Origin of the sequence: Shinella sp. JR1-6 (assembly GCF_004284735.1) — a bacterium.
Classification (GTDB): Bacteria; Pseudomonadota; Alphaproteobacteria; order Rhizobiales; family Rhizobiaceae; genus Shinella.
Map to the genome: position 1 here is coordinate 252,173 of NZ_SHMI01000001.1, position 23,101 is coordinate 275,273.

Annotated in this window: 25 protein-coding genes; 13 read left to right on the plus strand and 12 right to left on the minus strand. The window is 63.5% G+C overall.

Annotated elements, in window-relative coordinates:
* The first annotated feature begins 139 nt into the window (after positions 1-139).
* Together EXZ48_RS01155 and EXZ48_RS01160 are read left to right on the plus strand one after the other, a co-directional pair.
* A complete protein-coding gene (locus EXZ48_RS01155) occupies positions 140-1,513 on the plus strand; it encodes a GH1 family beta-glucosidase (protein WP_130514061.1) in 1,374 nt (457 codons plus the stop codon).
* 87 nt (positions 1,514-1,600) lie between these two features.
* On the plus strand, positions 1,601-3,796 hold the full coding sequence (locus tag EXZ48_RS01160; protein WP_130514062.1) for a bifunctional diguanylate cyclase/phosphodiesterase: 2,196 nt from the start codon (positions 1,601-1,603) through the stop codon (positions 3,794-3,796).
* Here the strand turns inward: EXZ48_RS01160 and EXZ48_RS01165 are convergent, their stop codons facing one another.
* Together EXZ48_RS01165 and EXZ48_RS01170 are read right to left on the minus strand one after the other, a co-directional pair.
* Positions 3,797-4,735 (minus strand): rhodanese-related sulfurtransferase, encoded by a 939-nt coding sequence (locus tag EXZ48_RS01165; RefSeq protein WP_130514063.1) that lies wholly within the window; start codon positions 4,733-4,735, stop codon positions 3,797-3,799.
* Between the two features lie 49 nt (positions 4,736-4,784).
* The gene (locus tag EXZ48_RS01170; protein WP_023512018.1) at positions 4,785-5,270 is read right to left on the minus strand and encodes a CYTH domain-containing protein; all 486 of its coding nucleotides are present in this window, start codon (positions 5,268-5,270) and stop codon (positions 4,785-4,787) included.
* 153 nt (positions 5,271-5,423) lie between these two features.
* On the opposite strand from EXZ48_RS01170, the gene EXZ48_RS01175 reads away from it, so the two are divergent.
* From EXZ48_RS01175 to EXZ48_RS01190, 4 genes are all read left to right on the plus strand, one after another.
* On the plus strand, positions 5,424-6,062 hold the full coding sequence (locus EXZ48_RS01175) for a 2-dehydro-3-deoxy-phosphogluconate aldolase (RefSeq protein WP_023512019.1): 639 nt from the start codon (positions 5,424-5,426) through the stop codon (positions 6,060-6,062).
* Between the two features lie 135 nt (positions 6,063-6,197).
* Positions 6,198-6,890 (plus strand): tellurite resistance TerB family protein, encoded by a 693-nt coding sequence (locus EXZ48_RS01180; RefSeq protein WP_023512020.1) that lies wholly within the window; start codon positions 6,198-6,200, stop codon positions 6,888-6,890.
* A 98-nt stretch (positions 6,891-6,988) separates the two neighbouring features.
* The gene (locus tag EXZ48_RS01185) at positions 6,989-7,669 is read left to right on the plus strand and encodes a GNAT family N-acetyltransferase (protein WP_130514064.1); all 681 of its coding nucleotides are present in this window, start codon (positions 6,989-6,991) and stop codon (positions 7,667-7,669) included.
* Positions 7,666-7,884, plus strand: coding sequence for a hypothetical protein (locus tag EXZ48_RS01190; protein WP_050743754.1), 219 nt, complete (start codon positions 7,666-7,668; stop codon positions 7,882-7,884). The genes EXZ48_RS01185 and EXZ48_RS01190 overlap by 4 nt, the downstream gene beginning before the upstream one ends.
* A 110-nt stretch (positions 7,885-7,994) precedes the next feature.
* On the opposite strand, the gene EXZ48_RS01195 is transcribed toward EXZ48_RS01190, so the two are convergent.
* The 3 genes from EXZ48_RS01195 to EXZ48_RS01205 form a co-directional block, all read right to left on the minus strand.
* Positions 7,995-8,999 (minus strand): nickel/cobalt transporter, encoded by a 1,005-nt coding sequence (locus tag EXZ48_RS01195; protein ID WP_130514065.1) that lies wholly within the window; start codon positions 8,997-8,999, stop codon positions 7,995-7,997.
* Complete coding sequence (locus EXZ48_RS01200) at positions 8,993-9,634, minus strand: DUF1007 family protein (RefSeq protein ID WP_023512024.1); 642 nt, start codon at positions 9,632-9,634, stop codon at positions 8,993-8,995. Before EXZ48_RS01200 ends, EXZ48_RS01195 begins: the two co-directional genes overlap by 7 nt.
* Before the next feature lie 86 nt (positions 9,635-9,720).
* Positions 9,721-10,626: a LysR family transcriptional regulator gene (locus EXZ48_RS01205; protein WP_024270902.1), complete on the minus strand. Its 906-nt coding sequence runs from the start codon at positions 10,624-10,626 to the stop codon at positions 9,721-9,723.
* Positions 10,627-11,185: 559 nt separating this feature from the next.
* Here EXZ48_RS01205 and odc2 point away from each other — a divergent pair.
* The 3 genes from odc2 to EXZ48_RS01220 all read left to right on the plus strand — a co-directional run bounded on the left by odc2 (position 11,186) and on the right by EXZ48_RS01220 (position 13,888).
* Positions 11,186-12,319, plus strand: a complete 1,134-nt coding sequence (gene odc2 / locus EXZ48_RS01210) for an ornithine/lysine decarboxylase (protein WP_130514066.1) — start codon at positions 11,186-11,188, stop codon at positions 12,317-12,319.
* 91 nt (positions 12,320-12,410) lie between these two features.
* Complete coding sequence (locus EXZ48_RS01215) at positions 12,411-13,001, plus strand: GNAT family N-acetyltransferase (RefSeq protein WP_023517129.1); 591 nt, start codon at positions 12,411-12,413, stop codon at positions 12,999-13,001.
* A gap of 200 nt (positions 13,002-13,201) precedes the next feature.
* On the plus strand, positions 13,202-13,888 hold the full coding sequence (locus EXZ48_RS01220) for an OmpW family protein (RefSeq protein ID WP_050743757.1): 687 nt from the start codon (positions 13,202-13,204) through the stop codon (positions 13,886-13,888).
* 42 nt (positions 13,889-13,930) lie between these two features.
* Here the strand turns inward: EXZ48_RS01220 and EXZ48_RS01225 are convergent, their stop codons facing one another.
* Entirely contained in the window at positions 13,931-14,563 is a 633-nt protein-coding gene (locus EXZ48_RS01225) for a LysE family translocator (protein ID WP_130514067.1), read from the minus strand.
* A gap of 249 nt (positions 14,564-14,812) precedes the next feature.
* On the opposite strand from EXZ48_RS01225, the gene EXZ48_RS01230 reads away from it, so the two are divergent.
* On the plus strand, positions 14,813-15,259 hold the full coding sequence (locus EXZ48_RS01230; protein WP_050743759.1) for a glyoxalase superfamily protein: 447 nt from the start codon (positions 14,813-14,815) through the stop codon (positions 15,257-15,259).
* A gap of 49 nt (positions 15,260-15,308) precedes the next feature.
* Here EXZ48_RS01230 and EXZ48_RS01235 read toward each other — a convergent pair whose 3' ends face one another.
* A complete protein-coding gene (locus tag EXZ48_RS01235; protein ID WP_130514068.1) occupies positions 15,309-16,475 on the minus strand; it encodes a hypothetical protein in 1,167 nt (388 codons plus the stop codon).
* A 248-nt stretch (positions 16,476-16,723) separates the two neighbouring features.
* On the opposite strand from EXZ48_RS01235, the gene EXZ48_RS01240 reads away from it, so the two are divergent.
* Entirely contained in the window at positions 16,724-17,014 is a 291-nt protein-coding gene (locus tag EXZ48_RS01240; protein ID WP_245461875.1) for a hypothetical protein, read from the plus strand.
* 89 nt (positions 17,015-17,103) lie between these two features.
* Here EXZ48_RS01240 and cysE read toward each other — a convergent pair whose 3' ends face one another.
* The 5 genes from cysE to EXZ48_RS01265 all read right to left on the minus strand — a co-directional run bounded on the left by cysE (position 17,104) and on the right by EXZ48_RS01265 (position 21,380).
* Entirely contained in the window at positions 17,104-17,916 is an 813-nt protein-coding gene (cysE, locus tag EXZ48_RS01245) for a serine O-acetyltransferase (protein ID WP_130514069.1), read from the minus strand.
* A gap of 10 nt (positions 17,917-17,926) precedes the next feature.
* Positions 17,927-18,916, minus strand: coding sequence for a WD40 repeat domain-containing protein (locus tag EXZ48_RS35245; RefSeq protein ID WP_130514070.1), 990 nt, complete (start codon positions 18,914-18,916; stop codon positions 17,927-17,929).
* Entirely contained in the window at positions 18,916-19,326 is a 411-nt protein-coding gene (gene imm45 / locus EXZ48_RS01255) for an Imm45 family immunity protein (RefSeq protein ID WP_165909254.1), read from the minus strand. Before imm45 ends, EXZ48_RS35245 begins: the two co-directional genes overlap by 1 nt.
* Positions 19,327-19,345: 19 nt before the next feature.
* Positions 19,346-20,467: a GTP-binding protein gene (locus EXZ48_RS01260; protein ID WP_130514072.1), complete on the minus strand. Its 1,122-nt coding sequence runs from the start codon at positions 20,465-20,467 to the stop codon at positions 19,346-19,348.
* A 121-nt stretch (positions 20,468-20,588) separates the two neighbouring features.
* The gene (locus EXZ48_RS01265) at positions 20,589-21,380 is read right to left on the minus strand and encodes a creatininase family protein (protein WP_023515980.1); all 792 of its coding nucleotides are present in this window, start codon (positions 21,378-21,380) and stop codon (positions 20,589-20,591) included.
* 104 nt (positions 21,381-21,484) lie between these two features.
* On the opposite strand from EXZ48_RS01265, the gene EXZ48_RS01270 reads away from it, so the two are divergent.
* Both EXZ48_RS01270 and EXZ48_RS01275 read left to right on the plus strand, forming a co-directional pair.
* Positions 21,485-22,012, plus strand: a complete 528-nt coding sequence (locus tag EXZ48_RS01270) for a MarR family winged helix-turn-helix transcriptional regulator (RefSeq protein ID WP_023515981.1) — start codon at positions 21,485-21,487, stop codon at positions 22,010-22,012.
* Between the two features lie 58 nt (positions 22,013-22,070).
* On the plus strand, positions 22,071-23,099 hold the full coding sequence (locus EXZ48_RS01275; protein ID WP_023515982.1) for a LacI family DNA-binding transcriptional regulator: 1,029 nt from the start codon (positions 22,071-22,073) through the stop codon (positions 23,097-23,099).
* The last annotated feature ends 2 nt before the right edge of the window (positions 23,100-23,101 follow it).

Below are 23,101 nucleotides of genomic sequence, written 5' to 3' on the forward strand. Positions count from 1 at the left end.
TGTTTGACGAGTCTTGCGACCCTTTGCTGCAAGTTACAAAATTCGGCTGAATGCGAAAGGTATTGATTTTTGCGGCCAGGACTCTTACTGCAACGTTGCAGTTTCAATGACAAGCGTTTGCCGCGCATGAAAGACGACAATGAACGATCCCAAGATCCTTGCCGACCGCTTTCCCGGCGATTTCGTGTTCGGCGTGGCGACGGCGGCTTTCCAGATCGAGGGCGCTACGAAGCTGGATGGTCGCAAGCCCTCTATCTGGGATGCGTTTGCCAACATGCCGGGCCGTGTCTATGGCCGGCACAATGGCGATGTGGCCTGCGATCACTACAACCGGCTGGAAGAGGACCTCGATCTCGTCCAGTCGCTCGGCGTGTCGGCCTACCGGTTCTCCATCGCCTGGCCGCGCGTCATCCCCGAAGGCACGGGGCCGGTGAACGAGAAGGGGCTGGATTTCTACGATCGCCTCGTGGATGGCCTGAAGGCACGTGGCATCAAGGCCTTTGCGACGCTTTATCACTGGGACCTGCCGTTGATGCTGGCCGGCGATGGCGGCTGGACGGCGCGGCAGACGGCCTATGCCTACCAGCGTTATGCGAAGACCGTGATCGCCCGGCTGGGCGACCGGCTGGATGCGGTCGCGACCTTCAATGAGCCCTGGTGTTCCGTCTGGCTAAGCCATCTCTACGGCATTCACGCACCGGGTGAGCGCAACATGGACGCCGCGCTGCACGCCCTGCACTTTACCAACCTGGCGCATGGCCTCGGTGTTGCGGCGATCCGCGCGGAGCGCCCGCAGCTTGCCACCGGTCTCGTTCTCAATGCGCATTCCATCTATGCCGGTAGCGCCGGGGAAGCCGACCTGGCGGCGGCCACGCGCGCTTTCGATTTTCACAACGGCGTCTTCTTCGGGCCGGTCTTCAAGGGTGAATATCCCGAAAGCTTCCTCTCGGCGCTCGGCGATCGCATGCCGGCGATCGAGCCGGGCGACATGGAGACGATCAGCCAGCCGCTCGACTGGTGGGGACTCAATTATTATACGCCGATGCGGGTTGCGCACGATGTGTCGGAAGGGGCGGAATTCCCTGCGACCGTGCCGGCACCGCCGGTTACCGACATCAGGACGGATATAGGCTGGGAGGTGTTTGCGCCGGCGCTCGGGGATCTCATCCGCAAGCTCAATGCGGATTATGCGCTGCCCGCCTGTTACATCACGGAAAACGGCGCCTGCTACAATATGGAGGTCGAAAACGGTGCGGTCGACGACCAGCCGCGCCTCGACTACATCGCTGAACATCTTGACGTTACGGCAGATCTCATCCGTGAAGGCTATCCGATGCGCGGCTATTTTGCCTGGAGCCTCATGGACAATTTCGAATGGGCCGAAGGGTACCGGATGCGCTTCGGCATCGTGCATGTCGACTATGGCACGCAGGTCCGTACGGTCAAGAAAAGCGGCAAGTGGTATGCCGAACTTGCCGGGGCCTTTCCCAAGGGCAATCATCGGGCCGCCTAGCGGCCCGCACTCCCTTGTATTGTCGTGCCGGCCGTAAAGGATTCATAACGGTTCTGCCGCATCATTTCCGCCTGGTTGGAGAAGACGATGCTGCGGCTAGCGCGCCACCTTTCTGGCATGATCGGCGCCCGACGGCTTGCAGTCGTGCTGGGCGTGCTGGCCTCCTTTGCCGTCGTCGTCAGCCTTGCGACCGTGCTCGTCATGATGGCGCTCGGCTTCCTTGCGAACCGGGCGAACGAGCTCGATGCGGAGCGCACGCGCCAGACGGTGTTTGGCGCGCTCTCCTCCATGCGCAGTTCCATGGTCACCACCGTGCGCGACTATGCCGTCTGGGACGACGCGGTGCAGGCCACCTACGGCACGCCCGATATGCCGTGGCTGGTTGCCAATATGGGGGTTGCCACGGAAGGCGGGCCGCTCTTCGACACGGTCTTTCTGATCGATGAAGCGGGCAAGACGATGCTTGCCTATCGCAATGGTGCGCCTGTCGAGGCCGATGCACGCGCCTATGGCGGCCCGACCTTCACGGACATGCACCGCAAGATCCTTGAGGCCGGGCTCGATCCGGGCGAAGAATTGGGGGCCTTCCTGCAAACGCCGGACGGGCCGGCGGTCGGCGCCATTTCCGCGATCCGGCCGATGTCCGATGCGGTCAAGGCACCCTCGGAGGCCCTGCGCACGCTCTTCATCATCCGGCACCTGACACCGGCCCGCATTGCCCGCATCGCCGACAACTTCCTGATCTCGGGCCTGATGCTGACCGAGGCCGCCCCGCCGGCAGGCCTCGCCGTTCCGCTGAACGATCCGGGCGGCAGGGCCATCGGTTTTCTTTCCTGGACACCGGATGCGCCGGGTGACCAGAGCTATGCGCAAGTGCGTCCCCTGGTGCTGCTGGCGCTGGCCGGTGTCGTCTTCTTTTTCGTGCTTCTCGTTTTGACCGGCGCGGCCTTTACGATCCGTCTCAAGGCGGACGAGAACACGGCCCGGACCCAGGCTCTCACCGACAGGCTGAGCGGGCTCCGGAACCGCACCGGTCTCTATCTCGGCCTTGACGAGCTGAATGCCCGTGCGACGGAGGAGGAGGGCGACGTCGTGATGCTCTATCTCGACCTCGACGGTTTCAAGGATGTCAACGATTTCTATGGCCATGCGGTCGGCGACCGGCTAATCCGCGGTGTTTCGGCCGGGCTCTCGCGTCTCGTTCCGGCCAAGGCCATGCTGGCCCGCATCGGCGGCGATGAATTCGCCATCGTTTTCATCGACGGGCCCGACGGGCCGGAGGCTGAGCGTCTCACCCGGTCCATTCTGGATTTCTTCTCCGAACCTCTCGCAATCGGCGAGCGCGTTGCCGTGGTCGGTGCCAGCATCGGCCTCGCTGTCTCGCGCCGGGGCGGCGTCGGCGGCGAGGAGCTTCTGCGGCGGGCGGATGTCGCCATGTACCGCGCCAAGCATGCCGGCCGCGGCCGCGCCATGCACTATGAAACGCTGATGGACGACGACCGTGACGAGCGGCGGGAGATGGAGGAGGCCTTGCGGTCCGCCGTTGCGCGCGGTGAGATCGACGTCGTGTTCCAGCCGATCGTCGCCGCGCGGAGCCGGACCATCTGCGGCGTCGAGGCACTTGCCCGCTGGTCGCGCGGCGGAACGAAGCCCGTGCCGCCGGACGTCTTCATCCCCTTGGCGGAATCGACCGGCATCATCGATGCGCTCGGGCCGCTTGTCCTGAAGCGGGCCTGCGAGGCGGCACGCAACTGGCCGGAGGTGGGCGTCTCGATCAACGTGTCGCCGGCGCAGTTCCGCAATCCCTATTTCCCGGACCGGGCGCTGAGCATCATCGCGGAGGCGGGCATTGCGCCGTCCCGTGTGACGCTGGAAATCACCGAGGGCTATTTCATCCAGAACCCGGGCCGGGCGAAACTCGTCATGGACCGGCTGAAGGCCGGTGGCGTGCGTATCGCGCTCGATGATTTCGGCGCCGGCTTTTCCAGCATCGGCTATCTCATCCGCTTCGGTTTCGACCGCATGAAGATCGACCGCTCGCTCACGATTGCCGGCGAGCAGTCGCCGAAGGGCGGCGCAATGCTGCAGGCGACGGTGGCACTCGCCACATCCTTCGACATGCCGGTGACGGCCGAGGGGGTGGAGACGGCGGAACAGGCCGCCTTCCTCCACCTGTGCGGCTGCGACCAGCTGCAGGGCTATTTCTTCGGCAGGCCAATGAGCGAGGCGGCGATCAGCGATCTGCTCGCTCCGCCGGCCGATATCGAGGCTGCGGCCGGCTGATTATTTTCCGAGGTGGCGTTCGCCGCGTTTCTTCGCAAGGTCCATCTGCAACTGGCGCTGACGGAAGCGCAGGCGATCGTCCTCGCTGCGTGCTGCGTGGCAGTGCGGACAGGAGACGCCGGCCTCGTAAAGCGGCGAAGTGATCTCTTCTGCCGTCAGCGGGTGACGGCAAGCGCGGCAGAGCCTGTGCTCGCCCTCTTCCAGGCCATGCAATACGGAGACGCGCTCGTCGAAGACGAAACACGCACCCTCCCAGAGACTTTCTTCTGCGGGCACTTCCTCGAGATATTTCAGGATGCCACCTTTCAGATGGTAGACCTCGTCGAACCCCTGTTCCTTCATGAAGGCGGTCGCCTTCTCGCAGCGGATGCCGCCGGTGCAGTACATGGCGATCTTCGGCTTGTTGTGCAGGCCGGTATTCTCCCGCACCCAGTCCGGAAACTCGCGGAAGGTCTTGGTGTTCGGATCCACGGCGCCCTTGAACATGCCGATTGCGGTCTCGTAGTCGTTGCGCGTGTCGATGACGATCGTCTCCGGGTCGGAGATCAGCGCATTCCAGTCCTCGGGCGCCACATAGGTGCCGACGGAACGCGTAGGGTCGATATCCTCGACGCCCATCGTGACGATCTCCTTCTTCAGCCGCACCTTCATGCGCAGGAAGGGCATCTCGGCCGCGTGGCTTTCCTTGTGTTCCAGTGCGGCGAATTCCGGCTGGCTGCGCAGGAAGGCGAGTACACGGTGGAGGCCATCGGCCGGGCCGGCGATCGTGCCGTTGATGCCCTCATGGGCGAGCAGCAGCGTCCCGCGCACGCCGTTTTCCTCGCAAAGCGCCTGCAGGGGGGGGCGCAGTTCGGCAAAGCGCGGAACCGCGACGAAATGATAGAGCGCGGCGACAAGAAAGCCGCTGGCCGGGACGGGCGAAGAAATCTCGTGGGTCATGGCCGCCACATACAACCTCGCCGCTTTTCAGGCAATGCGGCGTAGCGGCTCAGGCGAGCTGATGCAGCCGCGCGCCGTCGCTGATGCCGAGCGCCATGGACTGGTTGGAATACTGGCTTTCGCCCGTTACTTCCCGGCCCACCCAGTTGGGCAGCTCCGGATCGTCATGGATCGAGGCAAGCTCTACCTCGGCGATGACAAGCCCGCGATGGGCGCCCTCATAGACATCGACTTCCCAGACGTGGCCCTCGTGCGGCACCTTGTAGCGGACTTTCTGGATGACGTTGCCGATGGCATGGCGCAGCATGTCCTCAGCCTCGTCGCGGTCGATTTCGAACTCGTATTCATCGCGTACGAGCGCGGTGTGTCCGACCTTTAGGGTAATGCGTGACTGCCCGTTGCCGTAGATGCGGACCCGTAGAGACCGGTCGTCCTGGGCGACGATATAGGCCTGCCGTATGGCGATGCCTTCGTCTGCGAAGGTACGCCACCGCTGCCCCGATACCAGGAACTTCCGCTCGATCTCTTTCGCCATAGGCTCGCTTTCGCAGTTGGAGATGGGCTTGGGCGAGGGGAACACTACACGATAAGTCTGTCATGACAAGAGAAGCCTTCATGCTTTAGGCTCGACACGACGTCGCAGACGCGCTATTCGGGTCAAAATTCAATCGTTTTAAAAGGTCGTGCCATGAGCGAGAAGAACGCCAAGCTCCTTTCCGTCCTGAAGCTGCAGCCGGTGGTGCCGGTGCTGGTCATCGAGGACCTCTCGACTGCCGTTCCGCTGGCGCGCGCGCTGGTGGCGGGCGGCCTCAAGGCCATCGAAATCACGCTGCGCACGCCCGCCGCGCTGGAGGCGATCCGCGCGGTCGCCAACGAAGTTGAAGGTGCCGTTGCCGGTGCCGGTACGATCCTCAATGCTGCGCAGTTCGAGGCGGCGGTCGAGGCCGGCTCGCAGTTCATCGTCAGCCCCGGCACGACGCAGGAGCTGATCGACGCGGCTGCCGACAGCGACATCCCCCTGCTGCCGGGTGCTGCCACGGCCAGCGAGGTCATGGGCCTTCGCGAAGAGGGCTATCAGGTTCTGAAGTTCTTCCCGGCCGAGCAGGCGGGCGGAGCCGCTTACCTGAAATCGCTGTCCTCACCGCTCGCCGGCACGCTGTTCTGCCCGACGGGTGGCATTTCGCTCGCGAATGCCCGCGACTACCTCTCGCTGCCGAATGTCGTCTGCGTCGGCGGCTCCTGGGTGGCACCGAAGGACCTCGTTGCCAAGGGTGACTGGGCGGGCATCACCAAGCTCGCCGCGGAAGCGGCGGCGCTGAAGGGCTGAGGCAGGTTCAGCGGTTTTGCATAACGGGCGGCCCTTGGTCGCCCGTTATGCATTTGTAATTCAGGGCGTGCATTCCTATCTTGCCTTGCTGTCGGCCCTTGCGATGCAAGAGAACAAGTGAAACGGAGACCGCCCATGTTTGACGCCAAGAAGTTGCTTGACCAGTTCCTCGGTTCGCAGGTGCCTGGTGCCGGCGGATCCGTGCGCGACCGCGCGGGCCAGGTGACGCAGCTCGCCAAGGACAATCCACTTGCCTCGATCGCCATCGCCGGCGTTCTTCTCGGTACGGGCACCGGACGCCAGGTGGCCGGCTCCGCGCTGAAGATCGGTAGCCTTGCCGCCATCGCCGGCCTCGGCTACCAGGCCTACAAGAACTACAAGGCCGGCCAGAACCCGGTCGAGACGACGCAGGGCGGAACGCCAGAGCTCTTGCCGCCGCCGACCGATTCCGGCTTCCATCCTGAAGCCGTCAGCACGGATTTCGCTCTCATCCTCGTGCGCGCCATGATCGCCGCCTCGCGTGCCGACGGCCATATCGACGAGGCCGAGCGCGCCCGCATCATGGACAAGCTGAAGGTTTCCGGCCTCGGTGCGGATGCCACGCAGTTCCTCGAAGAGGAGCTGGCCAACCCGGTCGATCTCGACGCGATCATCGCTGCTGCGACGACCGAAGAGCAGCGCGTCGAACTCTACACAGCCTCGCGCCTCGCCATCGAGCCGAAGTCGCGCGCCGAACGCGGCTATCTCGACCTGCTCGCCGGCCGCCTCGGCCTTGCCGATGCGCTGGTCGACCACATCGAGGCGACGGTTTCCGCCGCCACCGTCTGAGGATTTGGGGGAGCGGCGGAACGCCGCTCCCCGCTTTCAACATTGCGCGCGCCCGCGCGCTGCTCTATCCCTTCGGCAAGGACCGAAGGAGGATTTTCATGCGCGACCTCAAGGATTGGAAAGGCTGCCCGCCGCCGGCGCCCGTCACCCTCGAAGGCCGTATTGTGCGCCTTGAGCCCTACCAGCGGGAAAAACACCTAAAGGCCCTCTGGGAGGCCTTCGGTGGCATGCAGATCAACCCGCTGCTGCGCTATTTCACGCAGGCCGATTTCGCCAGCATCGAGGATTTTGATTCCTGGTCGGAAGCGGTCATCACGTCCGGCTGGGTGCGCGAGGTGATCATCGACAAGGCGGCCGGCAAGGTTGTCGGGATGGCGCATTACATGCGGCCCGACCCGGCAAACGGCGTCGTTGAGATTGGCGGCATCGCCCATGGTGGCGGCATGTCCCGCTCGCCGCTCTCGACCGAGGCGCAATACCTGCTTGCCAAGCACGCTTTCGAGGATCTCGGTTATCGCCGCTACGAATGGAAATGCCACAACGGCAACGAGGCCAGCAAGCGCACCGCCGCCCGCCTCGGCTTCACCTTCGAGGGCGTCTTCCGCCAGCATATGCTGTCCAAGGGCGAGAACCGCGATACCGCATGGTTCTCGATCATCGACGGGGAGTGGCCACTTCTTGCCAAGGCTTTCGACGCCTGGCTCTCGCCTGACAATTTCGGTGCCGACGGCCAACAGAAACGTCGCCTGGAAGACATCCGCGCGGAGATTGCAGCATGACCGAAGCACCGGAACGCAAGGGCAAGTCGCCGGCGCTGGCAGCGCTCTTCATTCTGCTCGGCACGGGCGCGGTGTTCTATTTCCTGCCGCGGGTGATGATCGCGCTTGGCGATGTCTCGCCATGGCTGGCGGGCGTCTTCGGCGCGCTGCTCGTGCTCGGCTTTTTCCTGCTCTTCTGGCTCCGGGCGCGCTATCAGCGCAGCCGCGGCGACTAGAGCGTTTCCGTTTTTCTCTGAATCGCGAAAACACTCGATCTCTTTGTTTTAACGCATTTCCGAACGGAAAACGCTTCGCACTTTCCTGCAAATGATCGAGGGCGCTGTTATCAGCCCTGCAGTGCAGCGCCGAGCAGGAGCAATCCAAGGACCATGACCAGCGCTGCGCCACCGATCTCGATGGCGCTACCCACGCGGGCGGCGGCCGAACCGTTGCCGGCGAAACGAACGGCCGCGCCTTTGGCCGTGACGGCGAGCGTGGCGAGGGTGGAGACGGTGATCGCCGTGCCGATCGACATGGCGAAGACGGCGAGCAGGCCGCCGAGATAGAGGCCGTTCAGAAGCGCGAAGCTGAGCACGATCAGCGCACCCGAGCAGGGCCTGAGACCGACGGCGACGATGGCCGACCAGGCCTCGCGCAGTGCAAAGCGCTCACCCTTCAGGAGCGAGGGATCCGGTGCATGGGCATGGCCGCAGGTCGAGCAGATCTCCCCGGCATGGTGGTGATGCGCGTGTCCATGATGGTCGTGATCGTGTACCTCGACCGCCTGCGCGCCAAGCGCCGAGGCCCGTCGTTCCGCCGGTCGCAGCTTGCGGAAGAGCAGCCAGGCACCGAAAAGGGCGATGAGGGCGTAGCTGCCGATTTCGAGTGCGCGGGTGGCATCGGTCATTGAGACCGTGGTGCCGCGCAGGAAGAGATAAGCCGCGCCGACGAGCAGGATAGCGACGATGCCCTGCAGGATCGAGGAGAGGAAGGAGAGAGCAACGCCGCGCTTCAGCTCCACCTCGTTTGCCAGCATGTAGGAGGAGATGACGGCCTTGCCGTGGCCAGGGCCGGCGGCATGGAAGACGCCATAGGCGAAGGAGAGGCCGACCAGCGTGGACGCTGCCCAGGGATTTCCGCGCATCTCCTTCAACGCGCCGGTCATGGCGCGGTAGAAGCCCTGCTGCTGGGCGTTGATCCAGCCGAACAGGCTGCCGAAGGTGCCGGTCGTGTTGAAACCCGGCTCCGCCGAGCCGATGCCGAGTGGCGACTGTGCGTGGGCAAGACCGGCAGCGGTCGCGATCGCGACTGTCAGCGTGAGAAGGGCAAGAGCCCGGCCGCGGGTCAGCATGTCAGCTCCAGACGGGTGGCGAAGAGTTTCGACATGTCGGTGCCCGCGGGATCGTTGAAGAAGGCTTCCGTCAGGCTGTCCTGGTTCTGAGCGAGCACCTCGTCCGCATCCGGCCGCACGACCGCCCGCTTGCAGGCAGTGAACTTGTCGCCGACGGCGATGAGGTCGTCGTCCGAGGCGAAGTCCATGGCAGCGTACATGGTGGGGTCATAGACGCCGAAGGTGAGCTTGCCCTTGAGGGGCATGGCTTCGCCTGGCTTGACGGTGAAGAACATCAGGAGCTGCCCGTCCTTGTAGTCGACGTTGATCGCGTCGGGCTTGGCGATCTTGATGGATTTCCCATCCTCGGTGATCGTCGTGTAGTAGCTGAACTCTTCCAGCGACTCGAGAACGGTCTGGCCGACTTCCGCCAGCTCGTCCGGATCGAGCGCGGCATTGCTGTTCTTGTCGAAATCCATCACGACGCTGGCCGAAAACATTTCGTCGAAACGCCAGACATTGCGCAATTCGCTGACCGTGCCGTCTTCGCCGGCCACCACTTCAAGCCGCGCTTCCGCGAAGATATGCGGATGGGCAAAGGCCGCAGCCGGGGCAAGGAAGGCTGCTCCGGCAACGAGGAGGGGGAGGAATCGCATGGGGTATATCCTCTCGCGGCAGCGTTCAGAATCGACCGGCTGAATGTAACGCAAATGGGTCGGAATTGGGACCTCGCCGCGGCACCTTATGCTTCGATGCCGGGATTGCGGCGGAACCAGCCGTGCAGGAAGTCGACGAAGGTGCGCACCTTCGCGGGCAGGTAGCGGCGGTGCGGATAGATCGCGTAGATGCCGCGGTCTGTCGGTAGGTAATCCTCCAGGATCGAAACGATCTTGCCGCTGTCGAGGCAATGGCGGGCGATGAAGGCCGGCACCTGTGCGACGCCGAGGCCACTCGCCGCCGCGCGCACGGCTGCCGTCGGGCTGTTCACCTCGATATGGCCGCCGACAGGCACGGAAAAGCCCGCGCCCTTCTCGTCGATGAAGCGCCAGTTGCTGTGCGACTTGCCGTTGGTGTCGATGATGCAGGGCAGGCGGGCAAGGTCGCTTGGGTGGTTGATCGGGCCGACCCGCTCCAGGAACTCCGCGCTGACGCAGATCTTCAGGTAGAAATCGCCGAGTTTGCGCGCGATGAGGGCCGAGTCTTCCAGGCGCGTAATGCGGACGGCCACGTCGAAACCTTCTTCAACGAGATCGACGAAGCGGTCGTCCGAGACGATTTCCAGCGAGAGTTCCGGGTGCTCCTTGCCGAAATCGATGATTGACTGGCCGATGTCGGCGTCGACGAAGGTACGTGGCGCGGAAACCTTCAGCTTGCCGCGCAGGTCGGTGTTCTTCTCGCGCACGAGATCGGCAAGATTGTCGATCTCCTTCAGGATATCGGAGGCGGTGCGGTAGTAGGTGTGGCCGGCCTCGGTCATAGAGAACTGGCGCGTGGTGCGATTGAGGAGCAGCGTGCCCAATTCGTCCTCCAGCTCACGCACATATTTCGACAGCAGCGCCTTGGACCGGCCGGTCTTGCGGGAGGCGGCGGAAAAGCCCTCGGCGTCCACGACGTCTATGAAGGCCCGGATTCGGGTCAGAGTATCCATGTGTCCCCATGCGGCTGCGGCCGAAACGGTGGCCGGGGCGTAATCACCATTCTGTGAAAACCAGTTCGGCGAATGTCGTGGCTGTCAGAATATTTTCAATAGCGTTCCGCAAAAAACCTCTTGATTACGACAGCGATTCTTCTTATCTCCCGCCTTGCCCAAAGTCGCACGTGCCTGTGGGTGTCCGCCGACCCTCGATTTGGTGAGGAACTCGGTAAGGTACCTGGAACTAACCCCTCCAGTCGTTTCTCCGGCCAACCGGAAGAGCGAGGACATCTTGAAGCAACGACGGTGCGGGCCTTTCTGGTGTCTGCCGGCTTTCCAACAGCCGGGGTTACTGAAGAGGCACACCTTCATTGCCGGACGTGCGGTCGGGTTCTCCCGCCAATCCATGGCAGACAAAGCCGAATCAAAGCCTAGGCGGGCTTTGGTTCACCGTTCGCGCATGATGCGCATGCTTGGTTCCGGGGTCTCCACCGGCTGGTTCCAGAGCGTGCTCGCATCTGCCCTTTGTCCTCTGGGGTTTTCCCGGAGCAACCTGGATATGGGGAATACCGAAATGACCTCTGCACGTATTATCGACTTCCTGAACACCCGACGTCCCGACGGCCCGTGCCTCGTGGTCGACCTCGATGTCGTGCGTGACAATTTCAAGGCGTTCCGCCACGCGCTGCCCGACAGCTCCATCTACTACGCTGTCAAGGCCAACCCGGCCCCGGAAGTCCTGCGCCTGCTCGCCTCCATGGGTTCCAACTTCGATTGCGCGTCCGTCGCCGAAATCGAAATGGCGCTCGACGCCGGTGCCACCCCGAGCCGCATCTCCTTCGGCAACACGATCAAGAAGGAACGCGACGTCGCCAAAGCGCATGCGCTCGGCGTTTCGCTCTTTGCCGTCGACAGCCATGAGGAAGTCGAGAAGATTTCCCGTGCCGCTCCCGGTGCACGCGTGTTCTGCCGTGTCCTGACGGATGGCGAAGGTGCGGAATGGCCGCTGTCGCGCAAGTTCGGCTGCGTACCGCAGATGGCTGTCGACGTGCTCGTCTATGCCCACCAGAACGGTCTCGTCTCCTATGGCGTATCGTTCCATGTCGGCTCGCAGATGACGAAGGTCGATGCCTGGGATTCGGCGCTTGCCGATGCCAAGCGCGTCTTCGTGCAGCTTGCCAAGCAGGGCATCGAGCTGAAGATGGTCAACATGGGCGGCGGCTTCCCGACGAAGTACCTGCGTGACGTCCCGTCTGCCGAAGCTTATGGCAAGGCGATCTTCGGCGCGCTGAAGAAGCATTTCGGCAACCAGATCCCGGAAACCATCATCGAGCCGGGCCGCGGCATGGTCGGCAATGCGGGTGTCATCAAGGCGGAGGTCGTTCTTGTCTCGAAGAAGTCGGACAACGACAACCATCGCTGGGTCTTCCTCGACATCGGCAAGTTCGGCGGTCTCGCCGAAACCATGGACGAGGCGATCCGCTACCCGATCCGCACCGCGCGCGATCAGGACGAGATGGAGCCCTGCGTTCTCGCCGGCCCGACCTGCGATTCGGCCGACGTGATGTACGAGAAGAACATGTATCCGCTGCCGGTCTCGCTTTCGATCGGCGACGAGGTTCTGATCGAAGGCACCGGCGCCTACACGACGACCTACTCGGCCGTCGCCTTCAACGGCTTCGAGCCGCTCAAGGCCTACGTGATCTGACCACCCGGCGCTCCCGTCCCTGCGGGAGCGCCACCCTCACAATTTGTTCTGGATACCGTTTGAATCGGTTTTGAGTGCGGGAGGCCCAGAGATGGCCACTGTTCTTGATTCTGTCCGCGCGTTCTTCGCGCATGCCGCCTTCACCATCGACCAGGAAAATGCCGGCGACGTCGTTGCGCGCGAGCGCCTGCTCGATCGCGTCATGGGCGAAGCCCGGTTCCGCAAGTCGTCGGAAAAGATCCGCCGCGGCCGCATGCCGGCCGAAGGTCTCGCGCTTGTCGCGCGGGATCTGGACGGCCACGTCATCGGCACCGTGCGTCTGTGGAATGTCGAGGCCGGGGTCGATTCCGAAGGCAATGCCGTGCCGGCGCTGCTGCTCGGTCCACTTGCCGTCGATTGCGAGCACGAAGGCAAGGGCATCGGCGGTGCGCTGATGCGGGCTGCGATCACCGAGGCGCAGGGCCGTGGTCACGGGGCCGTGCTGCTGGTGGGCGATCCGGAATATTACGAGCGCTTCGGTTTCTTTGCCGATAAGGCACAGCATCTCGTCATGCCTGGTCCGTTCGAGCGTCGCCGCTTTCTCGCGCTGGAGCTGAAGGACGGCTGGCTGGACGGTGCTGCCGGCGTGCTCGTTGCAAGCGGACGTCGGCGGATGGTGGCGGAGCCGCGCAAGGCGGCCTGACATTCGGGCCGGCGACCGGCCGGCCCTCTTCCGTTTGATATCTCCCATTGTTTTAATTGGGCAATTGTCAAGATTGGCGCGAATTTCTCGCCAATCCCTCCTTTCATGTGCCGCTGTTTGATCCATCTCAAAGGAGCATCGTGCCGCCTCGCTTCATAGTCGCCCTCGCAAAGACGAGTCGCGTTTGATGGAGAGACGACATGAAGGGAAATTGGATGGGGCGTGCCGCCCTTGCCGCCGGCCTGGCGCTGCTGGCCGGACAGGCTGCCGCAGCTGACCTTGAGGAGCGCATGGCGCCGCCGGAGGCGACGGTTGATTTCGCAGCGCAGAGCCCCTGGCAGATCCGCGTGCGCGGTCTTGGCGTCATCACGAACGATTCCGGCTTCGTGAACGGTATCCCGGGGTCCGACCTTTCCTATTCGGACACGGTCATCCCGGAACTCGACATCTCCTACTTCTTCACCGACAACGTCGCGGCCGAACTCATTCTCGGCACGACCTATGCGAATGTGCATGCGGATGGTGGGATCAAGGGGCTTGGCAAGGTGGGCAAGGCCTGGCTGCTGCCGCCGACGGTGACCCTGCAGTACCACTTCACCGATTTCGGTGCGTTCAAGCCCTATGTCGGTGCCGGGGTGAACTACAGCCTGTTCTACGAGCAGTCCGGCTCGGGCAAGTTCTCCAATCTCGACATCGAGAACAAGCTCGGCGCGGCCCTGCAGGTCGGTTTCGACTATATGCTGGACGAGCATTGGGGCGTGAACTTCGACGTGAAGAAGATCTTCCTCGAGCCCAAATGGAAAGTTGATCTCGATGGGGCGCCGCTCACCGGCAAGGCGAAGCTCAATCCCTGGCTGGTCGGTGCGGGTGTCACCTATCGGTTCTAGAATGATCGACCTGCTCCGTCCCAGCCGGGCGGAGCAGGCGCATCAGCCCGTCGCGCGACGGTAGAAGGCGAGGGATCCGGCGAGCGCCAAAAGCACGCCGCCGCAGATGCGGTCGAGCCATATGGCGCCGGATGTCTTCAAAAGACGCACGGCCTGCGAGCCGAGTGCCGCATAGCCGAACATGACAAGAAAATCGATTGCCGCGAAGGTGAGGGCGAGCAGTACATATTGCTGCGCCTGCGCAGCCGCGGGATCGATGAACTGCGGCAGGAAAGCCGAGAAGAAGAGATAGCCCTTCGGATTGGTGACGGCGACGAGGAAGCTTTTGGCGAAGATCGCCCTTGAGGAGCCGAGATTTGCCGGCGCTGCATCGAGCGCCCGGCTGAGCGAGCCGGTGGAGCGCAGCATCTGGATGCCGAGGAAGGCGAGATAGGCGGCGCCCAGCCATTTGACGACGGAGAACCAGAATTCGGAGGCGGCGAGCAGCGCGCCGAGACCGAGCGCCACCGCGCCGATCAGAACGAAATCCGACAGAACGGCGCCGACCATGCCGGGCAGGGCGCGCCGGAGGCCGTAGCGCGAACCGTTGGTGAGGGCCAACAGCACCGTCGGGCCGGGCGTGGCGATCCCGATGAAGGCAACCGCGGCGAAGGCAAGCAGGGTGATGAGCGTCATGGTCGGTTCCTCCCGGTGAGATTGCTCCCACGCCAACGGAAATCCTGCAAGGGTCCATACGGGCCTGATTTGACAGGAGGCCGGCGAGGCCTTATGTGCGGGGCTAGGGTGAGAGCCCCTGCCGCCCGCGAGCGCAAGCTTTGGTGAAGTCTCTCTTTCAGAAAAATCGGTCTTCCAGCATCAGGCATGCGAACCGGTGGCAATGCGGGCTCCCTCCGAAACGACGCATGCACCGACTGGAGATCTGACATGCGTCCATCACCGACGCCCCTTCCATCGCTTGACGCCCTGAAAGATCAGGCAAAGCGGCTGCGCGCCCGCTTTTCCGAGGACGACCAGGCGATTTCCCATTCCCGCGCCCTCGAACTCATCGCCGCCCAATACGGTTTTCGCGACTGGAACACGCTGCATGCGGTCGTCGGCAACCGGCCACCGTTCAATCCATGGATGCTGGGCGCTCGCGTGCGCGGCCATTATCTCGGCCAACCCTTCGACGCACAGGTGCTCGGGGTGCAGGCGCTGACCGGCCAGCCCGGCCGCTACCGCATGGTGCTGCATTTCGATGAGCCGGTGGATGTGGTGACCTTCGATAGTTTCTCCGCCTTCCGCCAGCGCGTGCATTGCACCGTGGATGAAACCGGCAGAACCACGGAAAAGACCTCGAACGGCCGGCCGCATCTCGAGCTCGAATGGTGAGGCCTTCTGGCGTTCCGCAAAAGCGCTCCATGCCACCGCTGCGACGGTTCTAGAACGAGCCGGCAAACCGTACGGCAAGGCCGTCGACCGTGAAATCGGCGGCCTTGTCGTTTTCGCGGCGCACGAGGTGGCTGTATTCCAGTGCCACCGTCGCTCCCTTGGGCAGCGTGTAGGCCAGCGTGACGGCGGCCGATTTCGTGCGTGTACGATAGTCGTAGTAAAGCCAGTCACTATAGGCCTGCTCGTAGGCGAGTATGAGCTTCAGCTTTTCCGTCAGTTCCTTTTCAAGCGAGAGCCCGATCGTGCGCACGTCCTCGGCGAGCGGATCGTCGATGTCGGCGAGCTGGAGGTCGCGTGCCAGCTTGGCCTTCAGCACGGCCTTGTGGGGCAATTGCCAGGTCACCTCGCCTTTGAAAAAGGGGCGGGTGCGCTCGACGGTCGTGCCGAGATAGGCGCTGGTGATGCCGACGACGCCGGCCTCGGCCATCAGGGTGATACCGTTGGCGTAGGCCCGGCCATAGGCGAGCGAGCCACGCAGGGTTTCCGCCGGAAAGCGTTCGAACATCCTGCGCTCGGAACGTGCGATATGGCTTGCTCTGTATTGCAGTGTCGCACCCACCTCACCGCCGAGCAGTGGCCGGATATGACCACCGGTGATGTCCAGCAGACTGTACCCGGCTTCGAGCTGGGTCGGCTTCAGGCCGGGAAGGGTGAAATGCGCCTTGCCGCGGTCGAGATTCGAGAGGGTTGTCGTCAGGTGGTTGCGTCCGCCCCAATGATCGACCGTCAGGCCGGCGCTCCCCGTCGCGAAGACATCGTCCTTGCGATAGCCGATGAGTGCACCGGGAAGAGCGAGGAAGATATCGCCGTTGCGCCGGCGCTCGATGCCGCCCTTCAGCGTGACCTTCACCGCCTTGCTGACATCGTAGGTGAAGCCAACTTCGAGCCCGATCGTGCGCTGGTCGGCGAAACGGTATTTCGGCACGCGCCGGGCACTCGCGCTCACCGCATAGGCAACCTGGGAGTCTTCAAGAGCAAGGGTACCGCGAAGGGCGAGTTTTGCTTCGCTGAAGGCGGCGGAAAGGTTGGTTGGGTCCTGAAAAATGTTCGACGACCAGCCCATGCCCGTCCTGTAGTCGACGGTTGAATCGGCTCTTGCCGGGTTGTATCCGGCCAGCATTGCGGCCGCGCAGAGGAAACCACCAAGGAAGCGCATCGGGTCTGTTCCTGTCTGTTTCTGGAACAGAATCCTAGAGTTGTATGGTTAAAAATTCCCCCGATGGTTGATGTTCGACCGGGATATGCGTGTTTTTCTATTTTGGCTTGAGGAAGGGCGGGATTCGTTAAACTTGTCTATGTTATGGTTAACTATTTGCTATGACTAGGGAATCCGGTTGAGTAATTCAGTGCTTATATTACCTTCGATTGCGTACCAGCGAGGTACACAACCGAAGGAGAGAGAGCATGAACATGACCCGCATCATCGCAATCGCATCCGTCCTCGCAATCGCCGGCGCTGGCCAGGCATCGGCTGGTGGCCTGCTCGGTGGTATCGGCATCCTGAACAACAACAAGACGGGCGGCGTGGTGATCGCCCCGAGCGTCGGCGTCGGGGTCGGCGACATCCTCAGTGACAATGACGGCAACAACGTGCTGAACGGCGTGCTCAACGGTACCCTGTCGGGTGTCCTCAACGGCAACACGCTGGGCATTCTCGGCGGCAGCGACTGCGGCTGCAAGAAGCGCAAGCACTGACCGCATTCACCCCCGCCCGTGCGGTCTGTGGGGCCCGGGAGAGCAACGCTCTCTCGGGCCTTCCCGTTTTCAAGGAAGGCGTAAGGAATTCAGTCGATCCGGTGGTCCATCGTCGCGGCCGGCATCTCGTCTTCAGAGTGGACGCGGACGATCCTGGCGGGCACGCCGGCGACCGTCGTATGTGCAGGGACTGGCTCCAGCACCACGCTTCCGGCGGCGATCTTGCTATAAGCGCCGATCTCGATATTGCCGAGGATCTTGGCGCCAGCCCCGATCAGCACGCCGCGGCGCACCTTCGGGTGGCGGTCGCCCTTGTCGCGGCCGGTACCGCCGAGCGTGACCTGCTGCAGCATCGAGACGTCATCTTCCACGACGACCGTCTCGCCGATGACGATGCCGGAACCATGGTCGAGCATGATGCCGCGGCCCATGCGTGCGGCGGGATGGATATCCAGACCGAAGGCGAGGGAGGCCTGCGAGGATAGCCAGCGTGCGCCTTCCATGCGACCTGCCTGCCAGAGGCGATGGGCGAAGCGGTGGACCTGCAGGGCCTGGAAACCCTTGAGGTGAAGGAGGACGGTGAGTGGATCGGGATTGGCGGGGTCGCGTGTCACGATCGCCAGGAGATCGGCCTCGGTCTCCTCCAGAAGTGCGCCGTCTTCGGTGGAGGCAAGGACTTTCGCCGCAAGTGCCCGGTCGCCGGCTGTGTGGGCGAGCCGCGCGGCGAGCGTACCGATCAGCATCTGGCGGCCTGTTTTGGCCGCAAGGATGGGGTGCAGCAACGCGGCAAGGCGCGGTTGCTCGTCGGCGCGCAGTTGTGCCGCGGCCCGGATGTCGGTCCAGACCCGCCCTTCCGTGTCGCTGGCGATGGGCGAGGCAAAATCGATCACCTGACGCGCCACGATGCCGCTCCTATCCCGCAAGATCGATGACCCCACAATCGCCGGCTTCGCTGGCGAAAGCCAGAAGTTTTCCGTTTTTGCTCCAGGCCATCGAGGTGATGGCGCCCTTTCCGGGGCGGCGCAGCAGCACCTCGCGGCTGTCGGCGAAGCGGGCGGCGAGCACCATGCCGTCGGAATAGCCGATGGCGACGACCTCTTCGGCGGGATGGCAGGTAACGGACGTGACCATGACGTCGGCGCGGGTGCCAAGCTCCAGCGGTGGCTTGCCCATCGGGCCATCTTTCGCGGAGAACGGCCAGACGATGGCCGCCGGTGCGCCCGACGAGGCGAGCCACTTGCCCTTCACCGACCAGGAGAGCGACTTCACCTTGGTCGGGTAGCCTGTCATGCGCATATGGCGGGTGTCTGCGCCGGGCTTCGTGTCGAGCTTCCAGCCGTGCAGGGCGTTTTCCTGCATGCTGGTCACGACAAAGCGGCCATCGGGGGAGAAGGTGATGCCGGTGTGAGCGCCCTTCCATTCCAGATCGACGGGCTGGCCGGCCATCGCTACCCAGTGCAGCGAGGCGCCATTGTAGCGCGCCACGCCAATGCGCAGGCCCTTCGGCGCGAAGGCAATGCCCTCGATCGAACGGCTTTCCGTAAATTCCTTGATCGTGCCGTCGCCAAGACGCACGCGCGCCGTGCGACCTTCCGCGAAGCCGACGGTGCCTTGCGGACCGGCGGCGACGATCGAGATCCACTTGCGCGGCACTTCGGCGAGAAGCGCCACGGTGCCGTCGGCGGCGATGCGCTGCACCTTGCCGTCCTCGCCGCCCGTGATCAGCGTGTCGTTCGCCTCGTCCCTGATGCAGGCGAGCAGCCCGTCATGCGCTTCCGTGACCTTCTGGCCGTGGTCGAGGCGATGGACGGCGCCGGAGGCGGTGGCGAAGAACGGCACATCGCCGAGGAAGGCGGCCGCGACGACGTGGCCGTCGAGATCAAGAGGAGCGACAGTCGGCATTACGGCACTTTCAGTCTTGGTGCGGGTGAGGAGTTGCGACGGACCAATACGCCATCTTTTGGCAAAGGAACAGGAGCGTCCAGTTCATCGGGAAAATCCCTGTAGCAAAACCACCGGTCCCAGTTTTCACGCAACCAAGTGGTTTCGAGAGAAAGGCGATTGGTGCCCTGGCTCTCTGGCGGCAAGTAGATCCAGGGCATTCCAGCCTTGTAGCCCTTGGTCATCATCAGCCCCAAAATCCTATCATATCCCCACAGTTCAAACAGGAGAAGATCCACCGGGCCCGCATGGGGACCGATGGAGGGGTGATGGGGAAGACGAATGACATCTCCTCGCCACAGGCTTTGGTCCGGAAGCTCGAAGAGTGGAACCCAGTTCCGGCCGAGGCCGTTTGCAGACCAGGTTTCCACGTATCCGCTCCTGCGACCCTTAGTTCGCCTGCGCCTCACAGGCCTTGAAGGTGCGTTCGATCTTTTCGCGGTCGAGGTCACGGCCGATGAAGACGAGACGGCTTTCGCGTTTCTCGCCGTCCTTCCAGGCGCGCTGGTGATCGCCTTCGACGATCATGTGCACACCCTGCACGACGTAACGCTCGTCATCACCGGCAAAGGCGATGATGCCCTTGAGGCGCAGGATGTTCGGGCCGTCGGTCTGGGTGATCTTCTGGATCCACGGGAAGAAGCGGTCCGGGTTCATCTCGCCGCCGCGCAGCGAGATCGACTGCACCGTCACGTCATGGATCGGCGAGACGCCGTGGTCGTGGTGATGATGGTCATGATCGTGGTGGTGATGGTCGTGATCATGATGGTGGTGATCGTGGTCATGACCATGACCATGATGATGGCCATGGTCATGGCCGCAGTCGGGGCCACAGACATGGTCCGGGGCATCGTGGTCGAGGAAATGCGGGTCGTTTTCGAGCGCCCGCTCCAGGTTGAACGCACCCTGGTTGAGAACCTTGGCGAGATCGATTTCCGAGCGGGTGGTGCGGTGGATGCGGGCCGACGGGTTGATCACGCGCACGGTCGCCTCGATCCGGGCCAACTCTTCCGGGCTGACGAGATCGGTCTTGTTGATCAGCACGACGTCGGCGAAGGCGATCTGGTCCTCGGCCTCGCGGCTGTCCTTCAGGCGCAGCGGCAGGTGTTTTGCGTCGACCAGCGCCACGACGGCATCGAGCTCGGTTTTCTGGCGCACGTCGTCGTCCATGAAGAAGGTCTGGGCGACCGGTACCGGATCGGCAAGGCCCGTCGTCTCGACGATGATGGCGTCGAAGCGGCCGGGGCGGCGCATCAGACCTTCCACCACGCGGATCAGGTCGCCACGCACGGTACAGCAGATGCAGCCATTGTTCATTTCATAGATTTCCTCGTCGGATTCGACGATGAGGTCGTTGTCGATGCCGATCTCGCCGAATTCGTTGACGATGACGGCGTATTTCTTGCCGTGATTGTCGGTCAGGATGCGGTTGAGCAGCGTCGTCTTGCCGGCGCCGAGATAGCCGGTGAGCACGGTGACGGGAATGGGCTTGGGGAGGGCTGTTTCGGTCATGGGAACCTCGAGCGATGGCGGGGACGCCTGCAGCGTCCGGTTGGCGTCTGATATAGGAGATCGCACGGGCCAGCGCAAATGCGATCCGGCCTTGTTGTCACGCAAAACGGCTTGGTGCTCCTTAGCGTAGCGTCTCCACGTCGAAGGCTGCGACGTCTTCGAGGAGTGCGACGATGCCGCCGAGGGCGTGTGCGATCAGGATCTCGCCGCGCCCTGCGGTTGCTGCTGCGGCATTTCCGGCGACGCCCTTCGGATTGAGGTCGGCCATCTTCCAGCCGAAAGCATGCGGGCCATAGGCGCGCAGATGGGCAAAGCGCGCGGCGAACTCCACCTGTCGCGAGCCGAAATGCTCCGCCTTGTCCATGTGGACGCGTTCCGGATGCAGGGCGAGCATGACGGAGGTCTCGATATCGCCGCCGTGGATGTCGATCGCCTTGTCTTCCGGCGCAATCCAGCCGTCCGGCTGGCCGAAACGGGTCCAGGCCGTCGCAACGACGAGCATGTTCCAACGCATGCGCGCCTCGGTGGCGACGATCGTCAAAAGGGGGGAATTGCCGCCGTGAGCGTTGAGCAGGACAAGCTTTCGGACGCCCTTTGCGTTGAGGTCTCCCGCGATGCCCAGCCAGCGTTCCACCGCCTCCGCATAGCCGAGCGAGCGCGTGCCGGGCACGTCGAGATGCTCCGGCGAATAGCCGACAGGCTCGGCGGGCAGGATGGTCACGGGCAGGTGCGCCGGCAGCACGGCCATCAGACGCGCGGCAATGCCGTCGGCGATCAACGTGTCCGTTTCGAGCGGCAAATGCGGGCCGTGGCCTTCATGGGCGCCGAGCGGCAGAATGGCGATCCAGCCGGCACGGTCCCGTGCCGAAAGCGCCGGATCGTTGTCGCCCCACCGCATCTTCGGATGCGTCATCGTCTGCCTCTATCCCGTCTTGCCGCCCGACTGTCACATGAGTCATACAAGGCCATGCCCGCGATGCAAGGGTGATGCAAGGTACGGTGAGGCGGAGGCAATCGATGGGCAAGAAGCACAAGGACGGCAAGAAGGGCAAGAAGAAGAAGGGGCATGATGATGTCTCGGGCGCCGGACTTGCCGCCGCCGTCGTCAATGCGGCCCGCTCCATGCGCACGGTCCTGTCGCGCAATCTTCTCGCCACCGGTCTTTATGCCGGCCAGGACGGCGTGATCCTGGCCCTTGCGGAAGATGGCGGCCTGACCGCCGGTGCGCTCGCTGCCCGGCTCGGGGTCAAGGCGCCGACGATGACGCGCACGATCGGGCGCCTGGAGGCGCAAGGGTTCGTGGAGCGGCGGCCGGACGAGACGGACGGTCGGCTGACCGTCGTGCATCTCACCGAGGCCGGCGAGGCTTCCGTCGATCACATCACCGAGGCCGGCCGGCTCAGCGAGCAGCAGGCGGCGGAAGGGTTGAGCGAGAAGGATGTGCGCCAGTTGCTCAAGCTCCTGCGCGCCATGGACGAAAACCTGCACGGTGGCCTGGCGGACGCCCCTCGTGAGGTCGAAAAGGCAGTTGCCGACGAGATTTAAACTGTTTAAATAAACGGTTTTAAACGCCGCATTGCTTGGCGTTCGTCGAGGAGGGGTCGTGGCACAGAAAATCAAGCTTTCCACCATCGCGGAAACGCTCGGTGTTTCCACGGCGACGGTATCGCTTGCGCTCAGGGACAGCCCGCTCGTCGCAGCCACCACCCGTGACAAGATCAAGGAACAGGCCCGCGCGCTCGGCTATATCTACAACCGCCGCGCCGCCAGCCTGCGCACCTCCCGCTCCGGTATCATCGGCGTCGTCGTGCACGACATCATGAACCCGTTCTATGCGGAAATCCTGAAGGCCATCGAAAGCGAGCTGGACCGCGACCGGCAGACCTTCATCCTCTCCAACCACTATGATTCGGTCGAAAAGCAGCGCAATTTCGTCGAGACGCTGCTGCAGCTCGGCGGCGACGGGGTCATCATGTCGCCGGCCATCGGCACGCCACCGGAGGATATCCGGCTTGCCGAGGACAATGGCATGCCGGCGATCCTGATCGCCCGTTCGATCGAGGGGCTGGACGTGCCGATCTTCCGCGGCGATGACAGCTACGGCATCTCGCTTGCGACCAACCACCTGATCGGCCTCGGCCACCGCACCATCGCCATGGTGGGCGGCACGGACCAGACGTCGACCGGTCGCGACCGCTACCAGGGTTATGTCAATGCGCTGCGCAAGGCGAATATCGAGGTCGATCCGGGCCTGCGCATCCCCGGGCCGCGTACCAAGCAGGGCGGCTTCGAGGCGGCGGTGCACTTCCTCTCCCTGCCGCAGAAGCCGACCGCGGCGGTCTGTTGGAACGACCTCGTGGCGATCGGCCTGATGAACGGCATCGCCCGCGCCGGCCTCGTGCCGGGCCGCGACGTCTCCGTCACCGGGTATGACGACCTGGAAGAGGCGGCGATCGCCACCCCGGCGCTGACCACCGTCTGGAACGGCCAGTCCGAAGTCGGCCGCAACGCCGCCCGCGCTTTGCTCGACAAGCTCTCGGGCAGCCACGAGCCTGACGGCATCCACCTCATCAAGCCGGAAATGCGCATCCGGCAATCCACCGGACCGCTCAAGGCCCATCCGGAAGGTTGAGG